The sequence below is a fragment of the Neisseria weixii genome (genome assembly GCF_002327085.1).
GTDB lineage: Bacteria > Pseudomonadota > Gammaproteobacteria > Burkholderiales > Neisseriaceae > Neisseria > Neisseria weixii.
Genome location: NZ_CP023429.1, coordinates 1,607,441 through 1,631,123, shown reverse-complemented (window position 1 = coordinate 1,631,123; position 23,683 = coordinate 1,607,441). Strand labels below are relative to the sequence as shown.

General features: G+C 48.5%; 22 protein-coding genes and 4 pseudogenes. 14 read left to right on the top strand and 12 right to left on the bottom strand.

Annotated features, from left to right (window positions below):
* Positions 1–15 precede the first annotated feature (15 nt).
* Positions 16–660, top strand: a pseudogene (locus tag CGZ65_RS08250) (IS1595 family transposase).
* A gap of 49 nt (positions 661–709) precedes the next feature.
* Here CGZ65_RS08250 and pstA read toward each other — a convergent pair.
* The 3 genes and pseudogenes from pstA to pstS all read right to left on the bottom strand — a co-directional run bounded on the left by pstA (position 710) and on the right by pstS (position 3,787).
* Positions 710–1,579, bottom strand: a complete 870-nt coding sequence (gene pstA / locus CGZ65_RS08245) for a phosphate ABC transporter permease PstA (RefSeq protein ID WP_096295499.1) — start codon at positions 1,577–1,579, stop codon at positions 710–712.
* Positions 1,576–2,534: pseudogene (gene pstC / locus CGZ65_RS08240) on the bottom strand (phosphate ABC transporter permease subunit PstC). The gene pstA and the pseudogene pstC overlap by 4 nt, the downstream one beginning before the upstream one ends.
* 120 nt (positions 2,535–2,654) lie before the next feature.
* Positions 2,655–3,787 (bottom strand): annotated as a pseudogene (gene pstS, locus CGZ65_RS08235) (phosphate ABC transporter substrate-binding protein PstS).
* A gap of 261 nt (positions 3,788–4,048) precedes the next feature.
* Here pstS and rpsF point away from each other — a divergent pair.
* The 7 genes and pseudogenes from rpsF to CGZ65_RS08200 all read left to right on the top strand — a co-directional run bounded on the left by rpsF (position 4,049) and on the right by CGZ65_RS08200 (position 9,523).
* Positions 4,049–4,420 carry a 30S ribosomal protein S6 gene (rpsF, locus tag CGZ65_RS08230; protein ID WP_095502627.1) on the top strand — a complete coding sequence of 124 codons (372 nt, stop codon included), beginning with the start codon at positions 4,049–4,051 and terminating at the stop codon, positions 4,418–4,420.
* A pseudogene (gene priB / locus CGZ65_RS08225) lies at positions 4,417–4,718 on the top strand (primosomal replication protein N). The gene rpsF and the pseudogene priB overlap by 4 nt, the downstream one beginning before the upstream one ends.
* 6 nt (positions 4,719–4,724) lie before the next feature.
* Positions 4,725–4,955 carry a 30S ribosomal protein S18 gene (gene rpsR / locus CGZ65_RS08220; RefSeq protein ID WP_054599043.1) on the top strand — a complete coding sequence of 77 codons (231 nt, stop codon included), beginning with the start codon at positions 4,725–4,727 and terminating at the stop codon, positions 4,953–4,955.
* A gap of 14 nt (positions 4,956–4,969) precedes the next feature.
* Positions 4,970–5,422 carry a 50S ribosomal protein L9 gene (gene rplI / locus CGZ65_RS08215; RefSeq protein WP_096295498.1) on the top strand — a complete coding sequence of 151 codons (453 nt, stop codon included), beginning with the start codon at positions 4,970–4,972 and terminating at the stop codon, positions 5,420–5,422.
* Between the two features lie 311 nt (positions 5,423–5,733).
* Complete coding sequence (gene mltB, locus CGZ65_RS08210; protein ID WP_096295497.1) at positions 5,734–6,819, top strand: lytic murein transglycosylase B; 1,086 nt, start codon at positions 5,734–5,736, stop codon at positions 6,817–6,819.
* Positions 6,820–6,994: 175 nt separating this feature from the next.
* The gene (gene dnaX / locus CGZ65_RS08205; protein WP_096296145.1) at positions 6,995–9,004 is read left to right on the top strand and encodes a DNA polymerase III subunit gamma/tau; all 2,010 of its coding nucleotides are present in this window, start codon (positions 6,995–6,997) and stop codon (positions 9,002–9,004) included.
* A gap of 183 nt (positions 9,005–9,187) precedes the next feature.
* Entirely contained in the window at positions 9,188–9,523 is a 336-nt protein-coding gene (locus CGZ65_RS08200; RefSeq protein ID WP_095502622.1) for a YbaB/EbfC family nucleoid-associated protein, read from the top strand.
* Positions 9,524–9,673: 150 nt separating this feature from the next.
* Here CGZ65_RS08200 and CGZ65_RS08195 read toward each other — a convergent pair whose 3' ends face one another.
* A complete protein-coding gene (locus tag CGZ65_RS08195) occupies positions 9,674–11,155 on the bottom strand; it encodes an aldehyde dehydrogenase family protein (RefSeq protein WP_096295496.1) in 1,482 nt (493 codons plus the stop codon).
* Positions 11,156–11,620: 465 nt separating this feature from the next.
* On the opposite strand from CGZ65_RS08195, the gene adhP reads away from it, so the two are divergent.
* A complete protein-coding gene (adhP, locus tag CGZ65_RS08190; protein ID WP_198345261.1) occupies positions 11,621–12,661 on the top strand; it encodes an alcohol dehydrogenase AdhP in 1,041 nt (346 codons plus the stop codon).
* Positions 12,662–12,781: 120 nt separating this feature from the next.
* Here adhP and CGZ65_RS08185 read toward each other — a convergent pair whose 3' ends face one another.
* Both CGZ65_RS08185 and guaA read right to left on the bottom strand, forming a co-directional pair.
* Positions 12,782–13,522, bottom strand: a complete 741-nt coding sequence (locus CGZ65_RS08185; RefSeq protein ID WP_096295495.1) for a pseudouridine synthase — start codon at positions 13,520–13,522, stop codon at positions 12,782–12,784.
* 330 nt (positions 13,523–13,852) lie between these two features.
* Positions 13,853–15,418, bottom strand: coding sequence for a glutamine-hydrolyzing GMP synthase (gene guaA / locus CGZ65_RS08180; RefSeq protein WP_096295494.1), 1,566 nt, complete (start codon positions 15,416–15,418; stop codon positions 13,853–13,855).
* A 271-nt stretch (positions 15,419–15,689) separates the two neighbouring features.
* On the opposite strand from guaA, the gene CGZ65_RS12885 reads away from it, so the two are divergent.
* Complete coding sequence (locus tag CGZ65_RS12885; RefSeq protein ID WP_157742753.1) at positions 15,690–15,893, top strand: hypothetical protein; 204 nt, start codon at positions 15,690–15,692, stop codon at positions 15,891–15,893.
* A 46-nt stretch (positions 15,894–15,939) separates the two neighbouring features.
* On the opposite strand, the gene CGZ65_RS08170 is transcribed toward CGZ65_RS12885, so the two are convergent.
* From CGZ65_RS08170 to CGZ65_RS08155, 4 genes are all read right to left on the bottom strand, one after another.
* Positions 15,940–16,287 (bottom strand): LiaF transmembrane domain-containing protein, encoded by a 348-nt coding sequence (locus CGZ65_RS08170; RefSeq protein WP_096295493.1) that lies wholly within the window; start codon positions 16,285–16,287, stop codon positions 15,940–15,942.
* A gap of 208 nt (positions 16,288–16,495) precedes the next feature.
* The gene (smpB, locus tag CGZ65_RS08165; protein WP_096295492.1) at positions 16,496–16,942 is read right to left on the bottom strand and encodes an SsrA-binding protein SmpB; all 447 of its coding nucleotides are present in this window, start codon (positions 16,940–16,942) and stop codon (positions 16,496–16,498) included.
* Positions 16,943–17,047: 105 nt separating this feature from the next.
* Complete coding sequence (locus CGZ65_RS08160) at positions 17,048–17,269, bottom strand: DUF1653 domain-containing protein (RefSeq protein WP_096295491.1); 222 nt, start codon at positions 17,267–17,269, stop codon at positions 17,048–17,050.
* A 266-nt stretch (positions 17,270–17,535) separates the two neighbouring features.
* Positions 17,536–17,739 carry a cold-shock protein gene (locus CGZ65_RS08155; protein WP_016687461.1) on the bottom strand — a complete coding sequence of 68 codons (204 nt, stop codon included), beginning with the start codon at positions 17,737–17,739 and terminating at the stop codon, positions 17,536–17,538.
* A gap of 305 nt (positions 17,740–18,044) precedes the next feature.
* On the opposite strand from CGZ65_RS08155, the gene clpS reads away from it, so the two are divergent.
* The 3 genes from clpS to CGZ65_RS08140 all read left to right on the top strand — a co-directional run bounded on the left by clpS (position 18,045) and on the right by CGZ65_RS08140 (position 21,649).
* Complete coding sequence (gene clpS, locus CGZ65_RS08150; RefSeq protein WP_096295490.1) at positions 18,045–18,356, top strand: ATP-dependent Clp protease adapter ClpS; 312 nt, start codon at positions 18,045–18,047, stop codon at positions 18,354–18,356.
* A gap of 3 nt (positions 18,357–18,359) precedes the next feature.
* Positions 18,360–20,657, top strand: coding sequence for an ATP-dependent Clp protease ATP-binding subunit ClpA (gene clpA, locus CGZ65_RS08145; protein ID WP_096295489.1), 2,298 nt, complete (start codon positions 18,360–18,362; stop codon positions 20,655–20,657).
* A 506-nt stretch (positions 20,658–21,163) separates the two neighbouring features.
* Entirely contained in the window at positions 21,164–21,649 is a 486-nt protein-coding gene (locus CGZ65_RS08140) for a DUF4189 domain-containing protein (RefSeq protein WP_096295488.1), read from the top strand.
* Between the two features lie 118 nt (positions 21,650–21,767).
* Here the strand turns inward: CGZ65_RS08140 and CGZ65_RS08135 are convergent, their stop codons facing one another.
* The gene (locus CGZ65_RS08135) at positions 21,768–22,205 is read right to left on the bottom strand and encodes a YiiD C-terminal domain-containing protein (RefSeq protein WP_096296143.1); all 438 of its coding nucleotides are present in this window, start codon (positions 22,203–22,205) and stop codon (positions 21,768–21,770) included.
* A 146-nt stretch (positions 22,206–22,351) separates the two neighbouring features.
* On the opposite strand from CGZ65_RS08135, the gene CGZ65_RS08130 reads away from it, so the two are divergent.
* Entirely contained in the window at positions 22,352–22,741 is a 390-nt protein-coding gene (locus CGZ65_RS08130) for a hypothetical protein (RefSeq protein WP_096295487.1), read from the top strand.
* Between the two features lie 42 nt (positions 22,742–22,783).
* On the opposite strand, the gene CGZ65_RS08125 is transcribed toward CGZ65_RS08130, so the two are convergent.
* Complete coding sequence (locus tag CGZ65_RS08125; RefSeq protein ID WP_096295486.1) at positions 22,784–23,647, bottom strand: pirin family protein; 864 nt, start codon at positions 23,645–23,647, stop codon at positions 22,784–22,786.
* Between the last annotated feature and the right edge of the window lie 36 nt (positions 23,648–23,683).

Here is a 23,683-nt window from a genome sequence, read left to right as displayed (position 1 = left end):
GTTAGAATAATCCCTATGAGAAGAAGCCGTTTAAGCCAGTACAAGCAAAACAAACTGATTGAACTGTTTATTGCGGGTGTTACTGCCCGTACTGCAGCTCAATTAGCCGGTGTTAATAAAAACACGGCAACCTATTGCTTTCATCGTTTGCGCGTACTGATTTTCCATAACAGCCCGCATCCGGAAATGTCTGATGGCGGAGTAGAAGTTGATGAAAGCTGTTTTGGCGGACAGCGCAAAGGCAAACGTAGTCGCGGTGCAGCCGGCAAAGTCGCTGTATTCGGGCTTCTGAAGCGCAACGGCAAGGTTTGCACCGTTGCTGTGCCCAATACACAAACTGCCACTTTATTGCCGGTAATACGTGAGCAAGTAAAGCCTGACAGTATTGTTTACACTGATTGTTACAAAAGCTATGACGTACTTGATGTGAGTTTAGCCACTTTCGCATCAATTACAATACACACTTTGCTGATCGGCAAAATCACATCAACGGGATTGAGAACTTTTAGAATCAGGCAAAACGCCGCTTACGTAAGTTTAACGGCATTCCAAAGAGCATTTTGAGCTGTATTTGAAGGAATGTGAATGGCGTTTTAACCACAGTGAGATAAAGTCTCTTGTTCTATTTTAAAACAATTAGTAAAGCAGAATTTATTCTAGTTATCTAGTACACAGCCCCAGTTAAAGTCTTTTGTAACGATTTTGGCGTTCATGAGGTTTCCTTATTTGGCTTGTTTGCCAAGGTATCGTGTTTGCCAAGGTATCGTGCCAAAATATTGGCGATTAATACGGTAACAGCGATCAGCAGTGCGGCAGCCCAAGCCAGTTGGTGCCAGTCTTCATACGGGCTCATGGCAAACTGGTAAATCACATTCGGCAGGTTGGCAATCGGCTGATTCATGTTGGTGCTGAAAAACTGGTTGTTCATCGTGGTAAACAGCAGCGGGGCAGTTTCGCCGGTAATGCGGGCAAAGGCCAGGATGATGCCGGTCAACACGCCTGCTTTGGCGGATTTCAAGGTCACCATTGTCACCAGTTTCCATTTTGGCGCGCCCAGCGCAAAGGCGGCTTCGCGCAGGCTGTTCGGTACCAATTTCAGCATGTTTTCCGTGGTGCGTACCACGACCGGAATGACCAACAGCGATAAGGCCAATGAGCCAGCCCAGCCGGAAAAGTGGCCTTGTTTCACGACCACCAATTCATAGATAAACAAACCGATCACAATCGGCGGCGCCGACAATAAAATATCGTTCATAAAGCGCGTGGCTTGGGCTAATTTGCTGTTTTGCCCGAATTCCGCCAAGTAAATGCCGCACATCAGACCGATGGGTGTGCCGACCAACAGGCCGAACAGGGTAATCATAAAGCTGCCCAAAATGGCGTTGCGCAGACCGCCCTCCATGTCCGGCGGCGGCGTGTCGAGCGTAAACAGCGTGCTTGATAAACCGCTGAAGCCGTTGCTCAATAAAGTGTAGAAAATCCACGCCAGCCAAAACAAGCCAAATACCATGGTGATGTAGGCCACGGCCAGATAAAAGCGGTTTTGCCACAAGCGTCGTCGGTAAATGCTGTTGCTCATGATTTTTTCCCTTCGGATTGCTGCATTCTGAGCAATAAGATTTTGGCGAAACACAGCACCACAAAAGTGATGAAGAACAGAATCAAGCCCAAGTAGAGCAGTGATGATAAGTGCAGCGGGCCAACCGCTTCGGCAAATTCGTTCGCCAGCGCGGAGGTAATCGATACACCGGAATTGAACAGGCTCGGGCTGATGTTGAAGGTATTGCCGATCACGAACGTTACTGCCATGGTTTCGCCCAAAGCGCGGCCCAAGCCTAAGATAATGCCACCGATAACGCCGGCTTTGGTGTAGGGCAGAACCACGTTGCGGATGACTTCCCATTGCGTGCTGCCCAAGCCGTAAGCCGCTTCTTTCAAAGGTTGCGGCGTGATTTCAAACACATCACGCATCACCGAGGCAATAAACGGAATAATCATAATCGCCAAAATCAGCGAAGCGGTAAAGATACCGATGCCCATCGGTGCGCCTTGAAACAGCGAACCAATCACCGGAATCGCGCCTAAATATTTAATAAAAAACGGCTGGAAGTGTTCGGCAAAGAAGGGCGCGAACACAAACAAACCCCACATACCGTAAATAATCGAAGGAATGCCGGCCAATAATTCCACGCAAATGCCCAAAGGCTTTCGCAACCAAACCGGACATAGTTCGGTTAAAAACACAGCAATGCCGAAGCTCACCGGAACAGCAATCAGCAAGGCCAGGCCGGATGTCACAATTGTGCCGTAAATCGGTGCCAGTGCACCGTATTTGCTGGCCACCGCATCCCAGTTGGAAGAAGTAAAAAAGCCGAAACCGAATTTTTCAATGCTCGGCATCGCGCCTAAAATCAGCGAGAACAAAATGCCGCCCAAGCTGGCCAAAACCAGTATGGCAAAAAACGCGTCGAGCCGACAAACAGCGCATCAAGCTGCTGCTGGCGTTTGAGTTTCTGTGCGGAAGAGGTTTGCATGAGTGTGCCTTTTATAGATTTGATGAGGCCGGATACGCAGAGCGTGATGTAAAGAGGCCGTCTGAAAAAATGTATCGTTTGAAGAGTACATTTTTGTTTTCAGACGGCCTGATTCATACATTATTTAGTGAAAACCGCCTGACCGTTTTCATCTTGGATATTGGCCCATTCTTGACGTACCAAGTCTTTCACTTCGGCAGGTAAAGGCACATAATCCAGTTTTTGAGCCGCTTCGTCACCGCTGGTGTAGGCCCAATCAAAGAATGCCAAGGCTGCTTTCGCTTTTGCCGCGTCAGCATTTTTTTTGTGCATCAAGATAAAAGTAGCCGCAGCCAAAGGCCATACGTTGGCGTCAGGCTGGTTGGTCAAGACCAAGCTGAAGCCTTTTACGCTCTTCCAATCCACTTTGGAAGCGGCAGCGAAAGTTTCTTGAGAAGGCTGCACGAAATTACCGGCCGCGTTTTTCAATTGAATGTGCGACATATTGTTTTGTTTCGCATAAGCGTACTCCACATAACCGATAGAATTGGCCACTCGTGATACATAGTTGGCCACGTCTTCGTTGCCTTTACCGGCCACGCCGCTGGCAGCAGTTGGCCATTTCACGGTATTGGCCGCGCCGACTTGGTCTTTCCAGCCTGCGGATACTTGGCTCAAGTAAGTGGTGAAAATGAAGCTGGTGCCGGAACCGTCTGAACGGAACACAGTGGTAATGTTGGCATCAGGCAGTTTTACATCGGCGTTTAATTCTTGGATTTTTGGGTCATTCCATTTGGTGATGGTACCCAAGCAGATTTCCGCCAATACTTCACCGGTCAATTTCAATTGGCCGGCTGCCACGCCTTCGACATTCACTACAGGCACCACGCCGCCGATCACAGTAGGGAATTGAACCAAGCCTTCCTGCTCCAGTTTTTCACATCCAAAGGCGAGTCGCTGGCGCCGAAATCAACGGTTTTCGCAGTAATCTGTTTCACACCGCCGGAAGAACCGATTGATTGGTAGTTGATGCGGTTGCCGCTTGCCTGTTGGAAAGCATTCGCCCATTGCACATAAACAGGTTGCGGGAATGACGCACCGGCACCGGTTACATCCAAGCCCACCGGCTGCTGCTGTCCGTCAGCCGCTTTGGGCGCTTCATTTGTCGTTGCCGCCACACCGGCTTTAGGTGCTTCAGGCGCTTTAGATTCGCCGCCGCAAGCAGCCAATGCCAAAACAGTTGCGATACTTACCACGAAAGCAGATTTTTTCATTTTAGGCGTCCTTGTTAGGAAGGTTGTTTGGATAACGCGGCCAGTTTATCTAGCAAGTATTACAACTTCATGACAAATTTAAGAAAATGTTACAAACTCTTACATCATTTTGAAATGATACAAATCCGCCACGGCTCAACATTTAAAACCATCAATAGCTTGTGTACTCAATTCATAAACGTTATAATCAAACGTTTTCCAACCCTTGCCTTTTACTTTTCGCATGGTAGAAGGCTGTTTATGAATCCATAAGGAGATAACATGCGTCATTACGAGATCGTGTTTATCGTTCATCCTGATCAAAGCGAGCAAGTGCCTGCGATGGTTGAACGTTACAAAGCCATGATTACCGAAGCCAACGGTACCATCCACCGTTTGGAAGATTGGGGTCGCCGCCAATTGGCTTACCCAATCAACAAAATCCACAAAGCACACTATGTTTTGATGAACGTAGAGACCACACCTGAAGTTGTGGCTGAGCTGGAAACCGCTTTCCGCTTCAATGATGCCGTATTGCGTCATCTGACCATCAAAACCAAAAACGCTGTTACCGAGCCATCTGTAATGATGGGCGGCGAGAAAACCAAAAACTTGCTGAACGGTGCGGCTGAAGAAGTTGCAGCAGCCGAATAAGATTGAATAATCTTATCCACCTTACCGCCCGGCTCGCCGAAATCGGCACGCTGAGGTATACGCCGGCAGGCATTCCTGTATTGGATATTGTGCTCAAGCACGAATCATGGCAGGAAGAAAACGGACAACAGTGTCTGGTCAAATTCGAAATGCCCGCACGGATTTTGGGTAAGCACGCTGAGGAATGGCAGTATCGGCAAGATATGATGGTTGAAGCAGAAGGCTTTTTAGCGCAACGCAGCCAACACTTCCCCGACCGATACTCCGCATACAGAACATTAAAGAATATAAAGGTTAAACGACAATGGCTCGTCAATCATTCAAACGTAGAAAATTCTGCCGTTTCACGGCTGAAAAAATCCAAGAAGTTGATTACAAACAAGTTGACTTGTTGAAAGACTTCATTTCTGAAAACGGCAAAATCATCCCTGCCCGCATCACCGGTACTAAAGCACACTACCAACGCCAATTGGCGGTTGCTGTGAAACGCGCACGTTTCCTGGCTCTGTTGCCTTACACCGATCAACACAAATAATTGGAGCTTAGAACATGCAAATTATTCTGTTAGAAAAAATCGGCGGCTTGGGTAATCTGGGCGACATCGTGACCGTGAAAAACGGTTATGCCCGTAACTTCCTGATTCCAAGCGGTAAAGCCAAGCGTGCTACCGAAGCCAACATGAAAGAATTCGAAGTACGTCGTGCCGAATTGGAAGCCAAACAAGCCGAAATCCTAGCTGATGCTAAAGCACGTCAAGAAAAATTGGACGGCCAAACTGTGACCATCGCGCAAAAAGCCGGTGTTGACGGCCGTCTGTTCGGTTCTGTAACCAATGCCGACATTGCTGAAGCCATCGTTGCTTCAGGCGTTGAAGCTGTTAAAGCCAACGTACGTTTGCCTGAAGGCCCATTAAAAGCTGTTGGCGAATACGAAGTTGAAGTGGCTCTGCACACTGACGCCGTTGCGAAAATCAATGTTGTGGTGGTTCCTGCTGCCGAATAATGATTGACAAATCGTGATCGATTAAAAAGGCCGTCTGAAATTCAGACGGCCTTTTGTTTATTTTTATAGGTACTGATAAACTTTTCAAGCATTATTTTTCAGACGGCCTGATATAGCGGATTTATTAATTTTCGATACTAGGCAGCAAGTCGAAGACAGTACAAGTAGTACGGCAAGGCGCCGCAACGCCGTAGCGAAAGTTAAGTTAATCCGCTATATGAATCCAGATGTTTCCCGCTTCAACTCAAAGGGTTTATCTAAACGTTTAATTTTGTTACACTCAATCCCTTTCTCACATTCACGGATACCTCATGAAAAAGTCTTTTGTATTCCTCTCTGTTGCCGTTGTCGCGGTATTGGCTGCTTGCAGCACGTCTAACAAACCCAGCATTACCCGCGATGGGCAACCATTAAAACCGATTCAGCAAACCGAAAAGCGTCCGACTTTTGACGTGGCGGCTGAATCAGTGGCGAGCAGCGGTTTCAATGCCAATCCTAATGTGCAGAATTTTATCCGTTACGAAGCCGCTAAAGGGCGCTTGAGTGCAGCCGAATTGCAAAACTTCTTTGACGGCGCGGTGTATAAAGGCAATATCATCAATATTATGTATCGTCCGGGCACATCACGACCATGGTATGAATTCCTCACCGGCAATTCGGGAGCAGCTAAATTCAATAACGGCCGCCAATTTTATGCCGACAACCGCGCGGTGATTGACGATGTGGCGCGCAAATACGGCGTACCGGCTGAGTTGATTGTGGCGATTATCGGGATTGAAACCAATTACGGCCGCAATACCGGCAGCTTCCGCGTAGCCGATGCCTTGAGCACGTTGGCGTTTGATTATCCGCGCCGCGCTGAGTTTTTCCAAAATGAATTGAGCGAATTGCTGTTGATGGCGAAAGAAGAAAACCGCGATGTATTCAGTTTTAAAGGCAGCTATGCCGGTGCGATGGGTATGCCACAGTTTATGCCGTCAAGTTTCCGTAAATGGGCGGTGGATTATGATGGTGACGGTCGTCGCGATATTTGGAGCAACATCGGCGATGTCGCCGCTTCGGTTGCCAATTACATGAAACAACATGGTTGGCAAACCGGCGGTAAAATGGTGGTGCCTGTGCACTTGAACCTCACGCCGCATTTGCAGGCAATCATCGATGAGAAAACCGCGCTTACCCGCACTGTAGCCGATTTCAAAGCTTTGGGTGTGATGCCGCAAACGCCGGTTGCCGACCATGAAAAAGCGGTGTTGTACCGTTTGGAAACCAGCCCGGGCGTATACGAATATTATTTGGGCTTGAATAATTTCTACAGCGTTTGGAAATACAACAACAGCCGTATGTATGTCACGGCCGTTCGCGACATTGCCAATGCCGTCGGTGCTGCCGGTTTATAATCCGGTTTATGTTAAAACCACTTTGTTGTTGTGACAAAGTGGTTTTGCTTATGGCAGCAAACAATGCATTTGTACGTTTATGCGTCAAAAATGTTAAAATGCACCATCTTTCAATAGGCCGTCTGAAAGAATATGGCGTTCAGACGGCCTGGTTATCATGAAGCAGAGAAAAGACATGGCTTATCAAGTGCTTGCCCGTAAATGGCGTCCGAAAACATTTGCCGATTTAGTCGGCCAAGAACACGTTGTCAAAGCATTGCGCAACGCTTTGGACGAAGGCCGTCTGCACCATGCCTATCTCCTGACCGGTACGCGCGGCGTCGGCAAAACCACCATTGCGCGTATTTTGGCCAAAAGCCTTAACTGCGAGCATGCCGATCACGGTGAGCCGTGTGGTGTGTGCCAAAGCTGCACCCAAATCGATGCCGGCCGTTATGTCGATTTGCTGGAAATCGATGCCGCCTCCAATACCGGTATCGACAATATCCGCGAAGTATTGGAAAACGCGCAATATGCGCCGACTGCCGGTAAATACAAAGTCTATATTATCGACGAAGTGCACATGCTGTCGAAAAGCGCGTTTAACGCTATGCTGAAAACGCTGGAAGAGCCGCCCGAGCATGTGAAATTCATTTTAGCAACCACCGACCCGCATAAAGTGCCGATTACGGTATTGAGCCGCTGCTTGCAGTTTGTCTTGCGCAACATGACCACGCAGCAGGTGGCCGAACATTTGGCGCATGTGTTGGACAGTGAAAATATTCCTTATGAGGTCACTGCCTTACAATTGTTGGGTAGGGCGGCGGCAGGCTCGATGCGTGATGCCTTGAGTTTGCTTGATCAGGCCATTGCGATGGGTTCGGGAAAAGTGGCCGAATATGATGTGCGCCAGATGATTGGTGCGGTTGATAAACGCTATCTGTATGAATTGCTGCATAGCGTGGTTAATCAAAACGGTCAAGCTTTGCTGAACAAAGCGCAAGAAATGGCCGACCGTGCGATTGGTTTTGACAGCGCATTGAGCGAACTGGCAATGCTGTTGCAACGTTTGGCGCTGATTCAAGCTGTGCCGTCTGCCGTGGCCAACGATGATCCCGAGCGCGAAGCCTTGCTGCAATTGAGTCAAGCCATGAGCGGTGAGCAGATCCAGCTATATTACCAATGCGCGATTCATGGCAAGCAGGATTTGAGTTTGGCGCCCGACGAATACGCCGGATTTGTGATGACCTTGCTGCGCATGCTGGCGTTTGCACCTTTGGCCGCTCAAGCGCACGGTGTAAATGATGTGGTTGAACACACGCAATTGAAGGAGGTGGAATATAAGGAAGCCACCGCAAAAAAGCCGCTGACGATTCCGACGCCGTCTGAAAATCAACCTGATGTTCAGACGGCCTCTACCGCTGCCGCCGTGGCTTCTGAAAATGAACCGCAAGCAAAAGATATTCTGCCTTGGGAAGAGCAGCCGGCAAATGAAGCGGTAGAAACCGAGTTGCTTCAGACGGCCCCGGTTTCTGATGAACCGTCTGCGGTTGTGGCAGAAGTTAATCCGCAAGTTATTGAGACTGAAAGCAATTCTGTTCAACAGCCGACACAAATTCAGACGGCGTTTGATCAATCAGACAGGCCGTCTGAAACCGATGAAGAAGATATACCGCCGCCTTATTTCGGCGAAGATTCCTATGATTTTGCCGCAGAGGCTGATATGCCGCCTGTGCCGCCGATTGCGGATGAAAGCCCTGAAGCCGATGACGAGGAAGAAGACGAGCCGAAATTTGTGGCCTTGCCTGATTTCGAGCCGGAAAATTGGGCGTTGCTGGTGCAACGTTTTGCGAAAAAACTTGGTGCCGCGCAAATGTTGGCGCAGCATGCTGCTTGGGTGGATTACAACCCCGATACGCATTTGATGAGTTTGTCGCTCACCAGCGAAGCCAAAGCTACCGCCAACAAAGAGCGTTTGGACAAAATCCAAAACGTGTTGGCCGCAGCTTATCATTTGCCGCTGAAGCTGCAAACCCAGCCCTGGCAAGACGGCAAAGGCTGGGAAACGCCGATTATGCTGCGCCAGCGTTTGCAGCGAGAAGGGCGGCAGCAGGCACAGGATTTATTGGATGCCGACCCGACCGCACAGCAGATTTTGCAAATATTTGAAGCTCAATGGCTGCCGGATACGCTGGAATTGAAATAAACGAAAGAATCTTGAGCCGAAGGATCAATATTTGGTATCAGGCCGTCTGAAAATGCTTTGCCGCAAACATACGTTCAGACGGCCTTAAATCATTTTTCATCGATTAGCCCGTGCAAGCAGGGGCAAAACCTGATAGGATTCGTCCTGAATAATTTTCTCATACACGCAAATTAGGAGCATACAATGTTCGGAAAAGCCGGATTAGGCGGGCTGATGAAGCAAGCCCAACAAATGCAGGAAAACATGAAAAAAGCCCAAGCCAAATTGGCTGAAACCGAAGTGAGCGGCGAAGCGGGCAACGGCTTGGTTAAAGTCACCATGACTTGTGCGCATGTGGTACGAAAACTCGACATCAGCGAAGATTTGATTAAAGAAGCGGCTGATGACAAAGAAATGCTGGAAGATTTGATTTTGGCTGCGGTAAATGACGCTTCTGCCAAAGCCGAAGAAACCAGTAACAAAACCATGGGCGCGTTTACCCAAGGGCTGCCGGCCGGCATGGGTGATTTTTTCCGTTAACCAGTAAAAGCATTCTCTAAGAAATCAAAAAACCGCTGTTCCGCTCAGATAGAAACAGCGGCTTATCATTGATTTTATTGAAGAAAGAAACGATAAAGGCCGTCTGAAAAATATCGGTTCAGACGGCCTGATTCAATCAATCATGAAAAATCAATACATGCCTTCGCGCTCTTCTCGGGTAGAAATGTAAATGTTTTTCACTTGTGTGTAAGCAGCCAACATCATTTTGTGGGTTTCGCGACCGATGCCGGAAGATTTATAGCCGCCAAACGGGGCGTGTGCCGGTAGGCGGTTGTAGCAGTTTACCCAAACACGGCCGGTTTCCAAGGCGCGGGATATGCGCAAGCAGCGGTTGATGTCTTTACTCCATACGCCGCCGCCCAAGCCGTATTCTGAATCATTGGCCATTTTGATGACTTCTTCTTCGGTTTTAAACTTGATGACAGTCGCCACAGGGCCGAAGATTTCTTCTTGTGCCACGCGTGCATCGTTGTTTTTGGCTTCGATTAAAGTCGGCTCCAAGAATGCGCCGTCGGCCAATTCGCCTTCGGCTTTTTTACCGCCGGTAATGATGCGGCAGCCTTCTTGCTCACCGATTTTCACATATTTCAAAATGGTTTCCAATTGACCGGCATTGACTTGAGCGCCCATTTGGGTGTCGTCTTCCCAAGGCAGGCCGACTTTTACTTTTTTGAACTCTTCCGCCAAAGCTTCAACGAATTTATCGTAAATGCCTTCTTGTACAAAAATACGCGAACCGGCGCAGCACACTTGGCCTTGGTTGAATAAAATACCTTTTTGGGCGCCTTCGAGTGCTTTGTCAAACGGCATGTCGTCGAAGAAAATATTGGCTGATTTGCCGCCTAATTCCAAAGTGGCCGGAATCAACATTTCTGCGGCAGCGATACCGATGCGGCGACCGACTTCGGTCGAGCCGGTAAACGCCAGCTTGTTGAAGCCTTTGTGATGCAGCATGTATTCGCCGGATTTCGAACCTTTACCGGTGATGACGTTGAACACGCCTTTCGGCAACACATCGTTCACTTTTTGTGCGAAAGACAGCAGGCTCAGCGAAGTGCTGGAAGAAGGATGCAATACGATGGTACAACCGGCTGCCAAAGCAGGGGCGATTTTCCAAGCAGCCATCAAGAATGGGAAGTTCCACGGAATAATTTGGCCGACTACACCGATTGGTTCACGCAAAATCAGCGACAAATCTTCTTCGTCCAATTGGGTGGCCGTGCCTTCTTCGCCGCGAATCACACCGGCAAAGTAGCGGAAATGGTCGGAAGCCAACGGAATGTCGGCAGCGCGGGTCTCGCGGATTGGTTTGCCGTTATCGAGGGTTTCTTGCAGGGCGAACAATTCGGCGTTTTCATCAATGATGTCGGCGATTTTGTTCAAGATTGCGGCGCGTTCGGTAACGGTGGTTTTTTTCCAGGTTTTGAATGCTTCTTGGGCGGCGGCAACGGCGGCATCTACGTCAGCATCGCTGGCATCAACGAATTTAGCCAATTCTTCGCCATTGGCCGGGTTAGTGGAAGTCAATAATTTACCTTCGCTGCCCTTGGTCCATTCGCCGTTGATTAATAAGCCGTATTCTTTGTCAAAAACGTTTAAATCTTTTGCCATGATGCTGCCTCCTGTATTTTTTAGCAGTTGTAGTTGACTGTAAGCGAAACGCTTAAGGGCTAGCATAGTATTTTTTGCTATTGAGTTCAAGCGTTAAAAATGCAAAGAAATATGAATTAACAAAGCGAAAGAATGCGGAAGAAAATTAATTCATTCAATAAAATCAATTGGTCAGGGGTTGAGGCCGTATGAAAAAATAAATTTTATTTTATTTAAATATAATAAATATAATCAGTTGCTTGTTCGATTGGAAAATGCATCAGTAAGTATGTTATATTATAACAAATTTTAATAAATTCAATACGATGCAGATTGACGGAACTAATTTTGAAGTACATACTTAAATCGTGATGTAACGAGCGAAATCATCATGTGTATGGTTTGTTCATGTGTGATTGAATGCGTGCATCCCGTTATTGCAATGAAATACCATTCTATCAGTTAAGCCAAACAAGGAGTGTTACCATGAAAATGCGTGCAGTGGTAGTGAATCAAGCTGTTGAAGGTGATGTAGAAGTTGTAGAGCGCGACATCCGCGAATTGGAAGCGGGCGAAGCTTTGGTAGAAGTTGAATATTGCGGCGTGTGTCATACTGACTTGCACGTTGCTGCCGGCGATTACGGCGAAAAACCGGGTCGTGTTTTGGGTCACGAAGGCATCGGTAAAGTCAGCAAAGTAGCTGATGACGTAAAAAGCTTGAAAGTCGGCGACCGTGTGAGTATCGCGTGGCTGTTTGAAAGCTGTGGTTCTTGTGAATATTGTAATACCGGCCGTGAAACTTTGTGCCGTACTGTATTGAATGCCGGTTATACTGCGGATGGCGGCATGGCAACACACTGTATCGTGACGGCCGATTATGCGGTAAAAGTGCCGGATGGTCTGGATCCTGCTCAAGCCAGTTCGATTACTTGCGCCGGTGTCACTACTTACAAAGGCGTGAAAGTATCGAATGTGCGTCCAGGGCAGTGGATTGCTGTGTATGGTGCCGGCGGCTTGGGTAACTTGGGTGTGCAATACGCGAAAAAAGTGTTTGGCGCGCATGTGATTGCCATCGATATCAATGACGACAAACTGGAATTTGCCAAAGAAAGTGGCGCTGATTTGGTGATTAATCCGCAAAAAGAAGACGCAGCTAAAGTGATTCAAGAAAAAGTCGGTGGTGCCCATGCGGCGATTGTGACTGCCGTATCTGCTGCTGCGTTTAATTCGGCCGTCGATGCCGTGCGTGCCGGTGGCCGCGTGGTTGCAATCGGCTTGCCGCCTGAGTCTATGGACTTATCGATTCCGCGCTTGGTATTAGACGGTATCGAAGTGGTCGGTTCTTTGGTAGGGACACGCCAAGACTTGGCCGAAGCGTTCCAATTCGGTGCTGAAGGTTTGGTGGTGCCGAAAGTGCAATTGCGTAATTTGGACGAAGCACCTGCAATTTTCCAAGAAATGCGTGAAGGCAAAATTACCGGCCGTATGGTAATTGACATGAAATGCGCTTGCGGTCACGAGCATTAATCTGACTCGTTCATAAAGATTAAAAGCCGTCTGAATCGTTTTCAGACGGCTTTTTTGCTGCGGAGTGAATAGAATCAGGCCGTCTGAAATATTTCAGACGGCCTCATCAATGCTATTGAATCAAAACGATTCATTCGCTTTCAAATAGCGCCATTTGCTCGGCGGCAGTTTGCCCAGTTTCACTTTGCCCATGCGGATGCGTTTCAAGCCGACCACGCGCAGACCTACCAGCTCGCACATGCGGCGGATTTGGCGTTTCTTGCCTTGTTTTAAAATAAAGCGCAGTTGGTCTTCGTTTTGCCATTCGACTTTGGCCGGGCGCAGTTTCTCACCGTCCAAGCTCAAACCGTGGTTGAGTAATGCCAAGCCTTTGTCATCTAATTTGCCGCGCACGCGTACCAAATATTCTTTTTCGCTGTTGCTGCTTTCGCCGATTAACTGCTTGGCAATGCGGCCATCCTGGGTCAACACCAGCAAACCTACCGAATCAATGTCCAAACGTCCGGCGGGAGCGAGGCCGAATTTGTGTTTTTCGCTAAACGTGATGCGGCTGTCGTCGCCTTCCCATTGGTTTTCGGCGGTAATCAATTCAGCCGCCGCTTTATAGCCTTTTTCCGCTTGCGCACTGACATAACCCACCGGCTTATTCAGCAAAATCGTCACACGGTTGGCCTGCTGCTCATGCGCCTGTTTGTTTAAATCAATGCGGTCGTTTTCGGTCACTTTTTGGCCGAGTACGGCGGTTTGTCCATTGACTTTGACCCAGCCTTGTTCGATATAGCTGTCGGCTTCGCGGCGGGAACAGAGACCGAGTTGCGCCATGCGTTTCGACAGGCGCATGGGTTCATTTGTGGGTTCCATGGTATTTACTTTAAAAAATATTGGCGAATTATAGCATTAACACATCATACCCGTTGTGTGAGGGAGGAACAGAGCTTTCCGTCGGAAATTGTCGGGTTGTTTACACTTTCTATGCAAAACAGCTTTTATTTTTTTGCCCGAATGATTGTTTTAGGATTGTTGAGTATCATTAAGAACCATGCGGCGTTGCCGTGCCTTTCGGTATTCTTGACAACTCGCAAAAAACCCAAAATGTGTCTTCAAGCAAAAAAAGCAAAAGTGTAAACAACGCTAGGATTTTCTACGTCTCAGACGGCCTTTTCATTATTTTATTAATTAAAAATCAAATGCTTATTCCCACTCGATTGTGGCAGGCGGTTTGCCGCTCACATCGTACACCACGCGGTTGATACCTTTGACTTCGTTAATGATGCGGTTGGATACGCGGCCGAGCAGTGAGTATGGCAGCTCTGCCCAATGTGCGGTCATGAAGTCGCTGGTGACCACGGCGCGTAAGGCCACCACATAATCGTAGGTACGGCCGTCGCCCATTACGCCCACGGATTTCACCGGTAGGAACACAGCGAAGGCTTGACTGGTGAGGTCGTACCAAGATGTACCGTTTTCATCAGTGGTGTTGCGCAATTCTTGGATGAAGATGTCGTCGGCTTGGCGCAGCAAGTCGGCGTATTCTTTTTTCACTTCACCTAAAATACGCACGCCCAAACCCGGGCCCGGGAACGGATGACGATACACCATTTCGCGCGGCAGGCCGAGCGCTACGCCCAGTTCGCGCACTTCGTCTTTAAACAAATCGCGCAATGGCTCCAGCAGTTTGAGCTTCATGTTTTCCGGCAGACCGCCGACATTGTGATGCGATTTGATGGCGTGGGCTTTTTTGGTTTTCGCGCCGGCGCTTTCAATCACGTCAGGGTAAATGGTGCCTTGTGCCAGCCATTTGGCATTGGTGAGTTTTTTCTCTTCGGCATCAAATACTTCAATGAATTCGCCACCGATGATTTTGCGTTTTTTTTCAGGGTCGGTTTCACCGGCGAGTTTGGCCATGAATTGGTCTTCGGCATCAACGTGAATCACGCGCACACCTAAGTTGCGGGCGAACATATCCATCACATTTTTGCCTTCGTTCAGCCGCAGCAGGCCGTGATCGACGAATACACAGGTAAGCTGGTCGCCGATGGCGCGGTGAATCAGCGCGGCGGCCACTGATGAATCGACACCGCCTGACAAACCCAAAATTACTTCGTCGCTGCCGACTTGCCCGCGGATTTTGGCCACGGCTTCTTCGATGTAGTTAGGCATGGTCCAGCTTGGTTTCGCGCCGCAGATATCGAGCACGAATCGGTTAATCAGCGCACGGCCTTGCTTGGTGTGGGTAACTTCCGGGTGGAACTGAATGCCGTAGAATTGTTTTTCCGCGTTTTCCATCATGGCAATCGGGCAAGACGGGGTGTCGCCGATGACGGCAAAACCTTGCGGTAATTTGGATACTTTGTCGCCGTGGCTCATCCACACGTCGAGCGTGTTCGGCTGGCCGTCAAAAATATCGCGGGTCAGCTCGCTGTCGATGGTTTTCACTTGCGCGTAACCGAATTCGCGTTGGTTGCCCGGTGACACTTCGCCGCCCAAGTGGTGCGCCATAAACTGCATGCCGTAGCAAATACCCAATACCGGCACGCCTAAATCAAACAGGCCGGTGTCGGCTTGGTAGTCGGATTCATAAACGGAATTAGGGCCGCCTGAAAGAATAATGCCTTTCGGATTAAAGGCTTTGATGTATTCCAATGGCATGTCGAACGAATGCAGCTCGCAGTAAACATGGGCTTCGCGCACGCGGCGGGCGATAAGCTGGGTAACTTGCGAACCGAAGTCGAGAATCAGGATTTTGTCTTGGGTCATGATGTTGGGCTTTGTGGAATGAAAAGAGGAGGCAGCGCAATAAAAAGGCCGTCTGAAAAATGGCGATATTGTACCAGTTTCAGACGGCTTTTGCATAAGCAAACCGATGGTGAATAAATGAGTTGCTATACGGTTTGAAAACTTTTCAGACGGCCTTGGCTTAGATAAAACAGGCCGTCTGAAAATATTTTGGATTCAAATGATTGTTTTATAAATCGCTGCCTTTCGAATCGCGTGTGTACACTTTATCGGCGACGTTTTCCAGGTTTTCATGCAGGCGGTTGGCCAAGATGATGTCGGTGCGTTGTTTGATTCGTTTAAATCCTACACCACTTCCGAGCCGAAGAAATCGCTGCTGTGGTATTCGGGTTCGTACACAATCACTGGGCGGCGACGATTGATAGTCGGTTTCAGCCATACGGCAGATGGGCCGGCGGTGGTGCAGGGTAATCATTTATCTACAATAATTGAATGATTAAATGATTAAAAGAAAAAAGACCGAGAATTCTCGGCCTTTCGGTTTATTGGGACAAGCGGTCAGGATGCTTGGGCATTTTATAGGGAATCATGCTGCTGCGCGAGAGCAACAACAGGCAGCCCAATACCATCATGCCTAAGGCAATTAGTGGCGAATAGGCAAACCAGTATTCAGTGCGCAAATAAATGGCCGCACCGATATACATTAAAATCGGGCCGGAAATAATCGATTGCTTGTTGATGCCGTCCATAATCATGACGGCCAATCCGGCAACGCACAGGCCGATGGCAATCAAAGTGGCGGTGGCGGGCAGGATGCCGGTGGTTTTTAAAAACCAGACCGCGCCAAACAGGATTAAAAACAAAGGCAGGGCAAGTGAGGCTTGTCGCATGGTGTTTTCCTTTGCAGGATAATGGGTTTTCAGACGGCATTATTATTGTGGCAGAAGCGCATCTTGAAAAGCGGATAACGTGCAATCTTGCGTATTTTTAAGAAAGGATTGAGACGGAATGTGTAAAACGTCAGCCGCTGAAAATATTTCAGACGGCCTAGGATTATGTCTAAAGGTCTCAGGCCGTCTGAAAAGCATGGTCGATAAATTAGCGGGTAATTTTCATCAAACGCTGTTTCTCACGTTTCCAATCGGCTTCTTTCAAGCTTTGGCGTTTGTCGTGTTGTTTTTTACCTTTGGCCAAGCCGATTTCCATTTTGATGCGGCCGCGGTTGTAATGCAGATTAAGCGGCACAATGGTGTAACCCGCGCGTTCGGTTTTACCGATGAGCTTGTTAATCTCGGCTTGATTGAGCAGTAATTTACGCGGGCGAACCGGATCGGGTTTGACGTGGGTAGAGGCAGTCGGCAGGGCGGTTACATGGCAGCCGACCAGATAAAACGCATCTTTTTTCCAGTAGATATAACTTTCTTTAAGCTGCACACGACCGGCACGGATGGCTTTCACTTCCCATCCTTCCAGCACCAAACCGGCTTCAATTTGGTCTTCGATAAAGTAATCGTGAAAGGCTTTTTTATTATTGGCAATACTCATAATGCTGATTCTTGATAGGTTTTCAGACGGCCTATTTTATCAGGCCGTCTGAAAAAGGGAAATAACAGGCCAAAGGCTTTGAGGCCGTCTGAAAGCAGATGATGTTTAAAACGCTTTCACTAAGGCAAAGCGCGCTACTGTTTCGCCGTTGAATCCAACGGTTTCGGCGAACATGGCGGCAGGCCGTACCCACAAACCGAATTCTCCGTATAAAGCGCGGTAAACGACCAATTCTTCTTCGGTTTCGCTATGGCGGGCAAGGCCGGACACTTCGTAAAGATTGCCTTTGTAGTGGCGGTAAATACCGGCAGGAATAGAATGTTTCATAATAGGATATGGCGTTGGTAAAAAGGTTGATATCGGCGATGTCTTTGCCGTGATAGGGGTTAAGTCGATTTTTAAATCGGCCAGTTTGATTATTAAAAGGCGGGCTTCTGCTTCGGCGGCAGTGCAGAAAATGTTACTTTGATTGCAAAATATGTAATTAACTCATCGAGTTGATTTAATGCACGTTGATAATTGCCCATGTCGTACCCACAATAAAAAATGGCGGGAGATCCCGCCATCACATTACGGCTTAGGCCGCGCACTCATTAAGCAGCTTGAATGTTAGCGGCTTGTTTGCCTTTAGGGCCGGTGGTTACTTCGAAAGACACGCGTTGGCCTTCTTTCAGGGTTTTGAAACCGTCCATATTGATCGCAGAGAAGTGAGCGAACAAATCTTCTCCGCCTTCATCCGGAGTGATGAAACCAAAACCTTTAGCGTCGTTGAACCATTTTACGATACCGGTTGCCATTGAGAACTTCCTATACTTAAAAAATTTAACAAAAACAGCAAATAAGGCAATACGTTAAACCTAAAAGTTTCAAGTTTCTCCCTAAAAACAATTATGCTTCTTCGAGTGCCGACTCTGCTTAACTGCCTTTTTACATTCGTTAATGTGTGTAGTCAAGTAATGTTTGGGAAAAAGTAAAAAATTTATTAAAATAGTACAAAATACAACAGAAACGCTCCGTTTTTTATTGGTTAAGCATATATTTACGCATGTGTCGTGATGTTGTGCTAAGCCCAGTTTAAAAACGGTTTTGGAGCCATATATATATGAGCAATAGCCGCAGCCACTACGAATCGGAAACATTGATAAGTGACCGCCAAACCCTGCCGCCGAAACGTTACGGCGTTTTCCTGTTAAATGATGATTACACGACCATGGATTTTGTGGTGGCGGTGTTAACAGAAATTTTCATGCTGGGCGAAGAACAAGCCGTCGCGGTGATGCTGCTGGTTCATCATGAGGGCAAGGGCTTGTGTGGCACGTACACACGCGACATTGCCCAAACCAAACAGCAGCAAGTCATGCAGCGGGCTAAGGCAGAAGGCCATCCGCTGCAATGTATCGTTGAGGAGATTTAATCCATGCTGTCACCAGAATTAGAACGTATTTTACAAGTACTTTATACCGAAGCACGCGGTGAACGCTATGAATTCATCAGCTTAGAGCATTTGTTGCTGGTGTTGATTGATGAAAACGAAGCCGTCAGAAACACGCTTACCGAATGTGGTGTCGATTTGAAATTATTATCCGACCAGCTTACCGACAGCGTGACTGAAAACACGCCGCAGATTCCTGAGCATTTGTTGGACAATACTGAAACGCAGCCGACATTAGGCTTTCAACGCGTGATTCAACGCGCCATGGTGCATACCCAGTCGGCAGGCAAAAGCGAAGTCTCGCCGCTGGATTTGCTGGTGGCGCTTATGAGCGAGAGCGACAGCCATGCCGTGTATTTCCTGAAGCTGCAATCCGTCACCCGCTTTGAAATCTTGCGCAGCATTGCGCATGGCGGTTTGAATGCCGCTGCGCAGGAATCTTCAGGCGGCCAAGATGCCGAAGCAGGCGGACAGGGAGAAGAAAAAGGTAATCCGTTGGCCAAATACTGCGTCAATTTAAATGACGAAGTCAACGCAGGCCGCATCGATCCGCTTATCGGCCGCAAACACGAAATGGAGCGTTTGGTGCAGATTTTGTGCCGCCGCCGCAAAAATAATCCTTTGCTGGTGGGCGAGGCTGGAGTGGGTAAAACTGCGCTGGCAGAAGGGTTGGCGCATCAGATTGTCAATGGTGGCGTGCCGGAAACACTGCAAAATGCCGTGGTGTATTCGCTGGATATGGGCGCATTGTTGGCAGGTACCAAATACCGCGGCGACTTTGAAGCGCGGGTAAAAGCCGTGTTGAAGCAATTGGAAAAAGTCGGACACGCCATTTTGTTTATCGATGAAATCCACACCATCATTGGCGCGGGCAGCACCAGCGGTGGCACGATGGACGCATCCAACCTGCTCAAACCTGCATTGGCCAAAGGTTTATTGCGCTGCATCGGCGCGACCACTTACGATGAATACCGCACCATTTTTGACAAAGACCATGCCTTGAGCCGCCGTTTCCAAAAAATCGACATTGTCGAACCGACTGTGGACGAAACCGTGCAAATCCTGCGCGGCTTGAAACCGATGTTTGAAAGCTTCCATCAAGTGCGCTACACCCAAGGCGCATTGGAAGCCGCAGCCGAGCTTTCCGCACGCTATATTACTGAACGTTTCTTGCCCGACAAAGCCATTGATGTAATGGACGAAGCCGGTGCGGCTCAACGCGTTCAGCCCAAATCCAAGCAGAAAAAAGTGATCGGCAAGGCGCAAATCGAATCGGTGATTGCCAAAGTTGCCCGCATTCCGGAAAAAACCGTGTCGCACGACGACAAGCAAGTGCTGCAATTCTTGGCGCGTGATTTGAAAAATATGGTTTATGGCCAAGACGATGCCATTGAAGCTTTGGTTGCTGCCGTGAAAATGTCGCGCTCCGGTTTGGGCTTGCCCGATAAACCGATCGGCAGCTTCCTGTTTTCAGGGCCGACCGGCGTGGGTAAAACCGAAGTCGCCCGCCAATTGGCATTCTCACTGGGTGTGCCGCTGCAACGCTTTGATATGTCGGAATACATGGAGCGCCATGCCGTATCACGCTTAATCGGTGCGCCACCGGGCTATGTCGGTTTCGATCAAGGCGGTTTGCTGACAGAGGTGGTGAACAAACAGCCGCATTGCGTGTTGTTGTTGGACGAAATCGAAAAAGCGCATCCTGATATTTTCAACGTGTTGCTGCAAGTGATGGATGCCGGTCGCTTAACCGACAACAACGGCAAAAGTGCCGATTTCCGCAACGTCATTCTGATTATGACCACCAATGCCGGTGCCGAAAGCCTGAGCCGGCCGACTTTCGGCTTTACCGGCAAGCGCGAGCGCGGTGACGAAATGCAGGCCATCAACAAAGTGTTTACGCCTGAATTCCGCAACCGTTTGGATGCGATTATCCCGTTTGCGCCGTTGTCCGAGCCGATTATTATCAAAGTGGTGGACAAATTCATGCTGCAATTGGAGCATCAGCTGCTTGATAAAAAAGTCGAAGCGGAATTCACACCGGCATTGCGTCAATACTTGGCCGAAAAAGGGTTTGACCCGCAAATGGGCGCGCGCCCAATGCACCGCCTGATTCAGGACAAAATCCGCAAAGCCCTGGCCGATGAACTGCTATTCGGCAAGCTGGCCGATGGCGGCTACGTCAAAATCGACTGGAGCCGCGAGAAAGGCGAAGTGGTGCTTAAGTTTAAAAAAAGCACTGTTAGGAAAAAGCGCAAGAGACTGTCTAAAAAAGATTGCTGATCGTGGTTGGGTAGCACTCAGGCCGTCTGAAACAGGGATAATCGGTTTCAGACGGCCTTTCGTCATATAATTAAACTGTAAGCAAATTTTGTTGATTTATCAATATGAAAATCCTGATTTGCTTGTTTGCCTTTTCCTGACGCTGTTGGTTTATGCCACGGGTACTTATGGGTTATATTGCGTTATGGCCGTGTGCAAGGCTTGTTGAAACTCGAAACATGAAAATGTGGCACTTATCCACAATTCGGCGTTTAGCAAGGCGCTGGTGCAGGCTTTGCCAGAGTGCCGTCTGAAATACGGCGGCGCAGGCGAATGCAGGGTTGAAAACCGTGTATTGAATCTTCGGCGGCTCACGCTAAGAAAGGACATTGGGCTGAAATGCTGCATAAATTCAAGTTAGAATAAATAAAAATGGTTTGAAAATACATGATCTGATCCCATAATCACTTCCAAGCTGGCATTTGTTTTATAATTAAATCTGAATTTGAAAATCATCGACAATCACCATGAAGAAAATTCTCTCAGCATTGATACTCAGCGGTTTGGCCGCCACTGCAAGCGCCGCCGATACCTACGGCTATTTGGCCTTTTGGCAAAATCCGAGCGGCGGCAGCGATGTATTGCATATTAAAACCACACGCGAAAATCTCAATCAGCTCGATGCCAGCAACGAATTGGCCGCTTATTGCCGCGGGCAGGATGCGTTGGCCGGTGTGCAGAAAGATCAGGCCACCGGCTGCCAATCGGTGATGCCGCTGCAAAATACCTGTGTGGCTGTGGCTTATCCGCGAGCGCACAATCGCATGACGACCGAAAACGTGGTGGTCATCAGCTCGCCTTTGTTTAAAAATATCCATCAAACAGCGATTACCCAATGCAGCAAAAAATTCGGTACCGAAGGGCAATGCGCCATTGAAGCTTCATATTGCACGTCAAGCGATTATTATGGCGGCGCAATCAAGACTTTATGGAGTAGAATCAAGTCGTTGTGATATTGAACATGATTTAGGCCGTCTGAAATCTTTATGATTTCAGACGGCCTAAATTTTTGAAAAGTGAAGATTAATCCATACTATGTTTCGTCTGGTCTTCAAATAAGGCGAAGGCCTTTCAATCTTTCAATGCCATAAACTTGCCCACAAACACCGCCGCCAGCTCGCCTTCAGAAAACACGTCAATTTCCAACACTATTTTACCCTTGCCGCGTTTGGCAAACATATCATTCATCTGCTGCCAACTTTCGACGGCAACAGGGCGGGTTTGGATGGTTAAATCACCGTGGGCAGGGCGTAGGTATTGGGTTTCGCCTTGTTGAATCACGATATTGCCGGCCGCTTCGGGCAGATGACTGTGAACCAACGCCCAGCCGCAGGTGGTTGCGCCTAGCGCGATGGAGCCGCCGAAAGCGGTATTTTTGTGATTGCGGTTGGAAGCATGCGGCATGGTAAGGACAACATGTTCGCGGTCGGCTTCTTGTACTTGAATCTGAAGCGCGGCGGTAGCGGGGATGTGGGTGTGTAAAAATGCTTGTAATAATTGAGTTGTCATGATTGGATTGCCTTGCAGTTTGGTATAGAATTTCATGATTGGTTAAATTGAAAGATTCAATCTTTAAGCAGGTCGGCCGTAAGAGAATGTTACTGAGATTTAAGATGGCGGCAGGCGTAAAATAAAACAAGCTTCGGAGTCAAATAATGCGGACTTTTTTCGGCGTATGTTTGTTGGTCATCGGTGGCTGGGTATTGACGCTTTTGGATATGTTGCTGTTTTTTGATATTTTGGCCGAAATCCGCGGCATGTTGTTTGGTATTTTGGCTTTGTCTGCGCTGGCGTTGATTGGCTTGGGCGTGTTGGCGATGAAAGCACGGCGTTATTATGTGCTGGGCATGACTTTGTTGCTGTCGTCTTTGGTGATGTGGGCAACGGTCATCGGTTTTGGCATTATTGATTCACACCCGCACTGGAGCCGCTATCTGCCGACGGATTTTACCGAATCGTTCAGCAATCTCTCATCGGTCTTTACGTGGCTGTTTTTGAAAACGTTGGCCGGCTTCGGCTTGGTGTGGCATTATCGTAAAACATAATATTTGTAAGGCCGTCTGAATATTTCAGACGGCCTTTGTCGCTTAATCAATCAAGCCGAATTCACCTGCTTTAAACGCGCGGATTTTTTCTAAGATTTCTTCGCGCGTGTTCATCACAAACGGACCATAACCGACCACCGGCTCATCGATCGGTACGCCGCCGAACAAGGCCAGCTTCACATCTTCGTCTTGCGCCTGTAAATCAATTTTACCGCTTTCGATTTCAAACGTGACCAGTTCGGTCGGCTTAACCATACGTCCATTCACCGACACATTGCCGCGCAGGCTCACCAGCATCACGTTGTGATTGGCGGGCAAGTAAAATTCGGCATGGCCTTGTGCGGGCAGGTCAACCGTCCATAAATTGATTTCGCTGAATGTGCGTGCCGCGCCTTGGGTACCGTTGACTTCGCCCGCAATCACATTGACTTTGGCATCGCCTTGTTGTACCACCGGAATATTTTCTTTAGGCAAGGCTTGGTATTCCGGAGCGACTTCTTTAAATTCGCGCGGCAGATTGACCCAAAACTGCAATTCTTCCAATACGCCGCCACGTTCGCTGAACTCTTTACTGTGAAATTCTTCATGCACAATACCGCGGCCGGCAGTCATCCATTGCACATCGCCTTCGCGGATAATGCCGCCGCCGCCTGAGCTGTCGCGGTGGGCCACTTCGCCTTGCAGCGCGACGGTAACGGTTTCAAAACCGGCATGCGGGTGGCTGCCTACGCCGCGCGGTGCGCCGAAATTGGGGGCAAATTCGGTGGGGACGCCGTAATCGAGCATCAGAAACGGACTGGTGTGTTTGCTCACTTCATCCATGTGGGAAAACAGCGGAGAAACGTGAAAACCATCGCCAACCCAATGTTTTGGCGGAGCTTGGTAGATTTGTCGGATGGTACGCATAATGTTCCTTAGTTTATTAAAGTGATGGAGTGATTA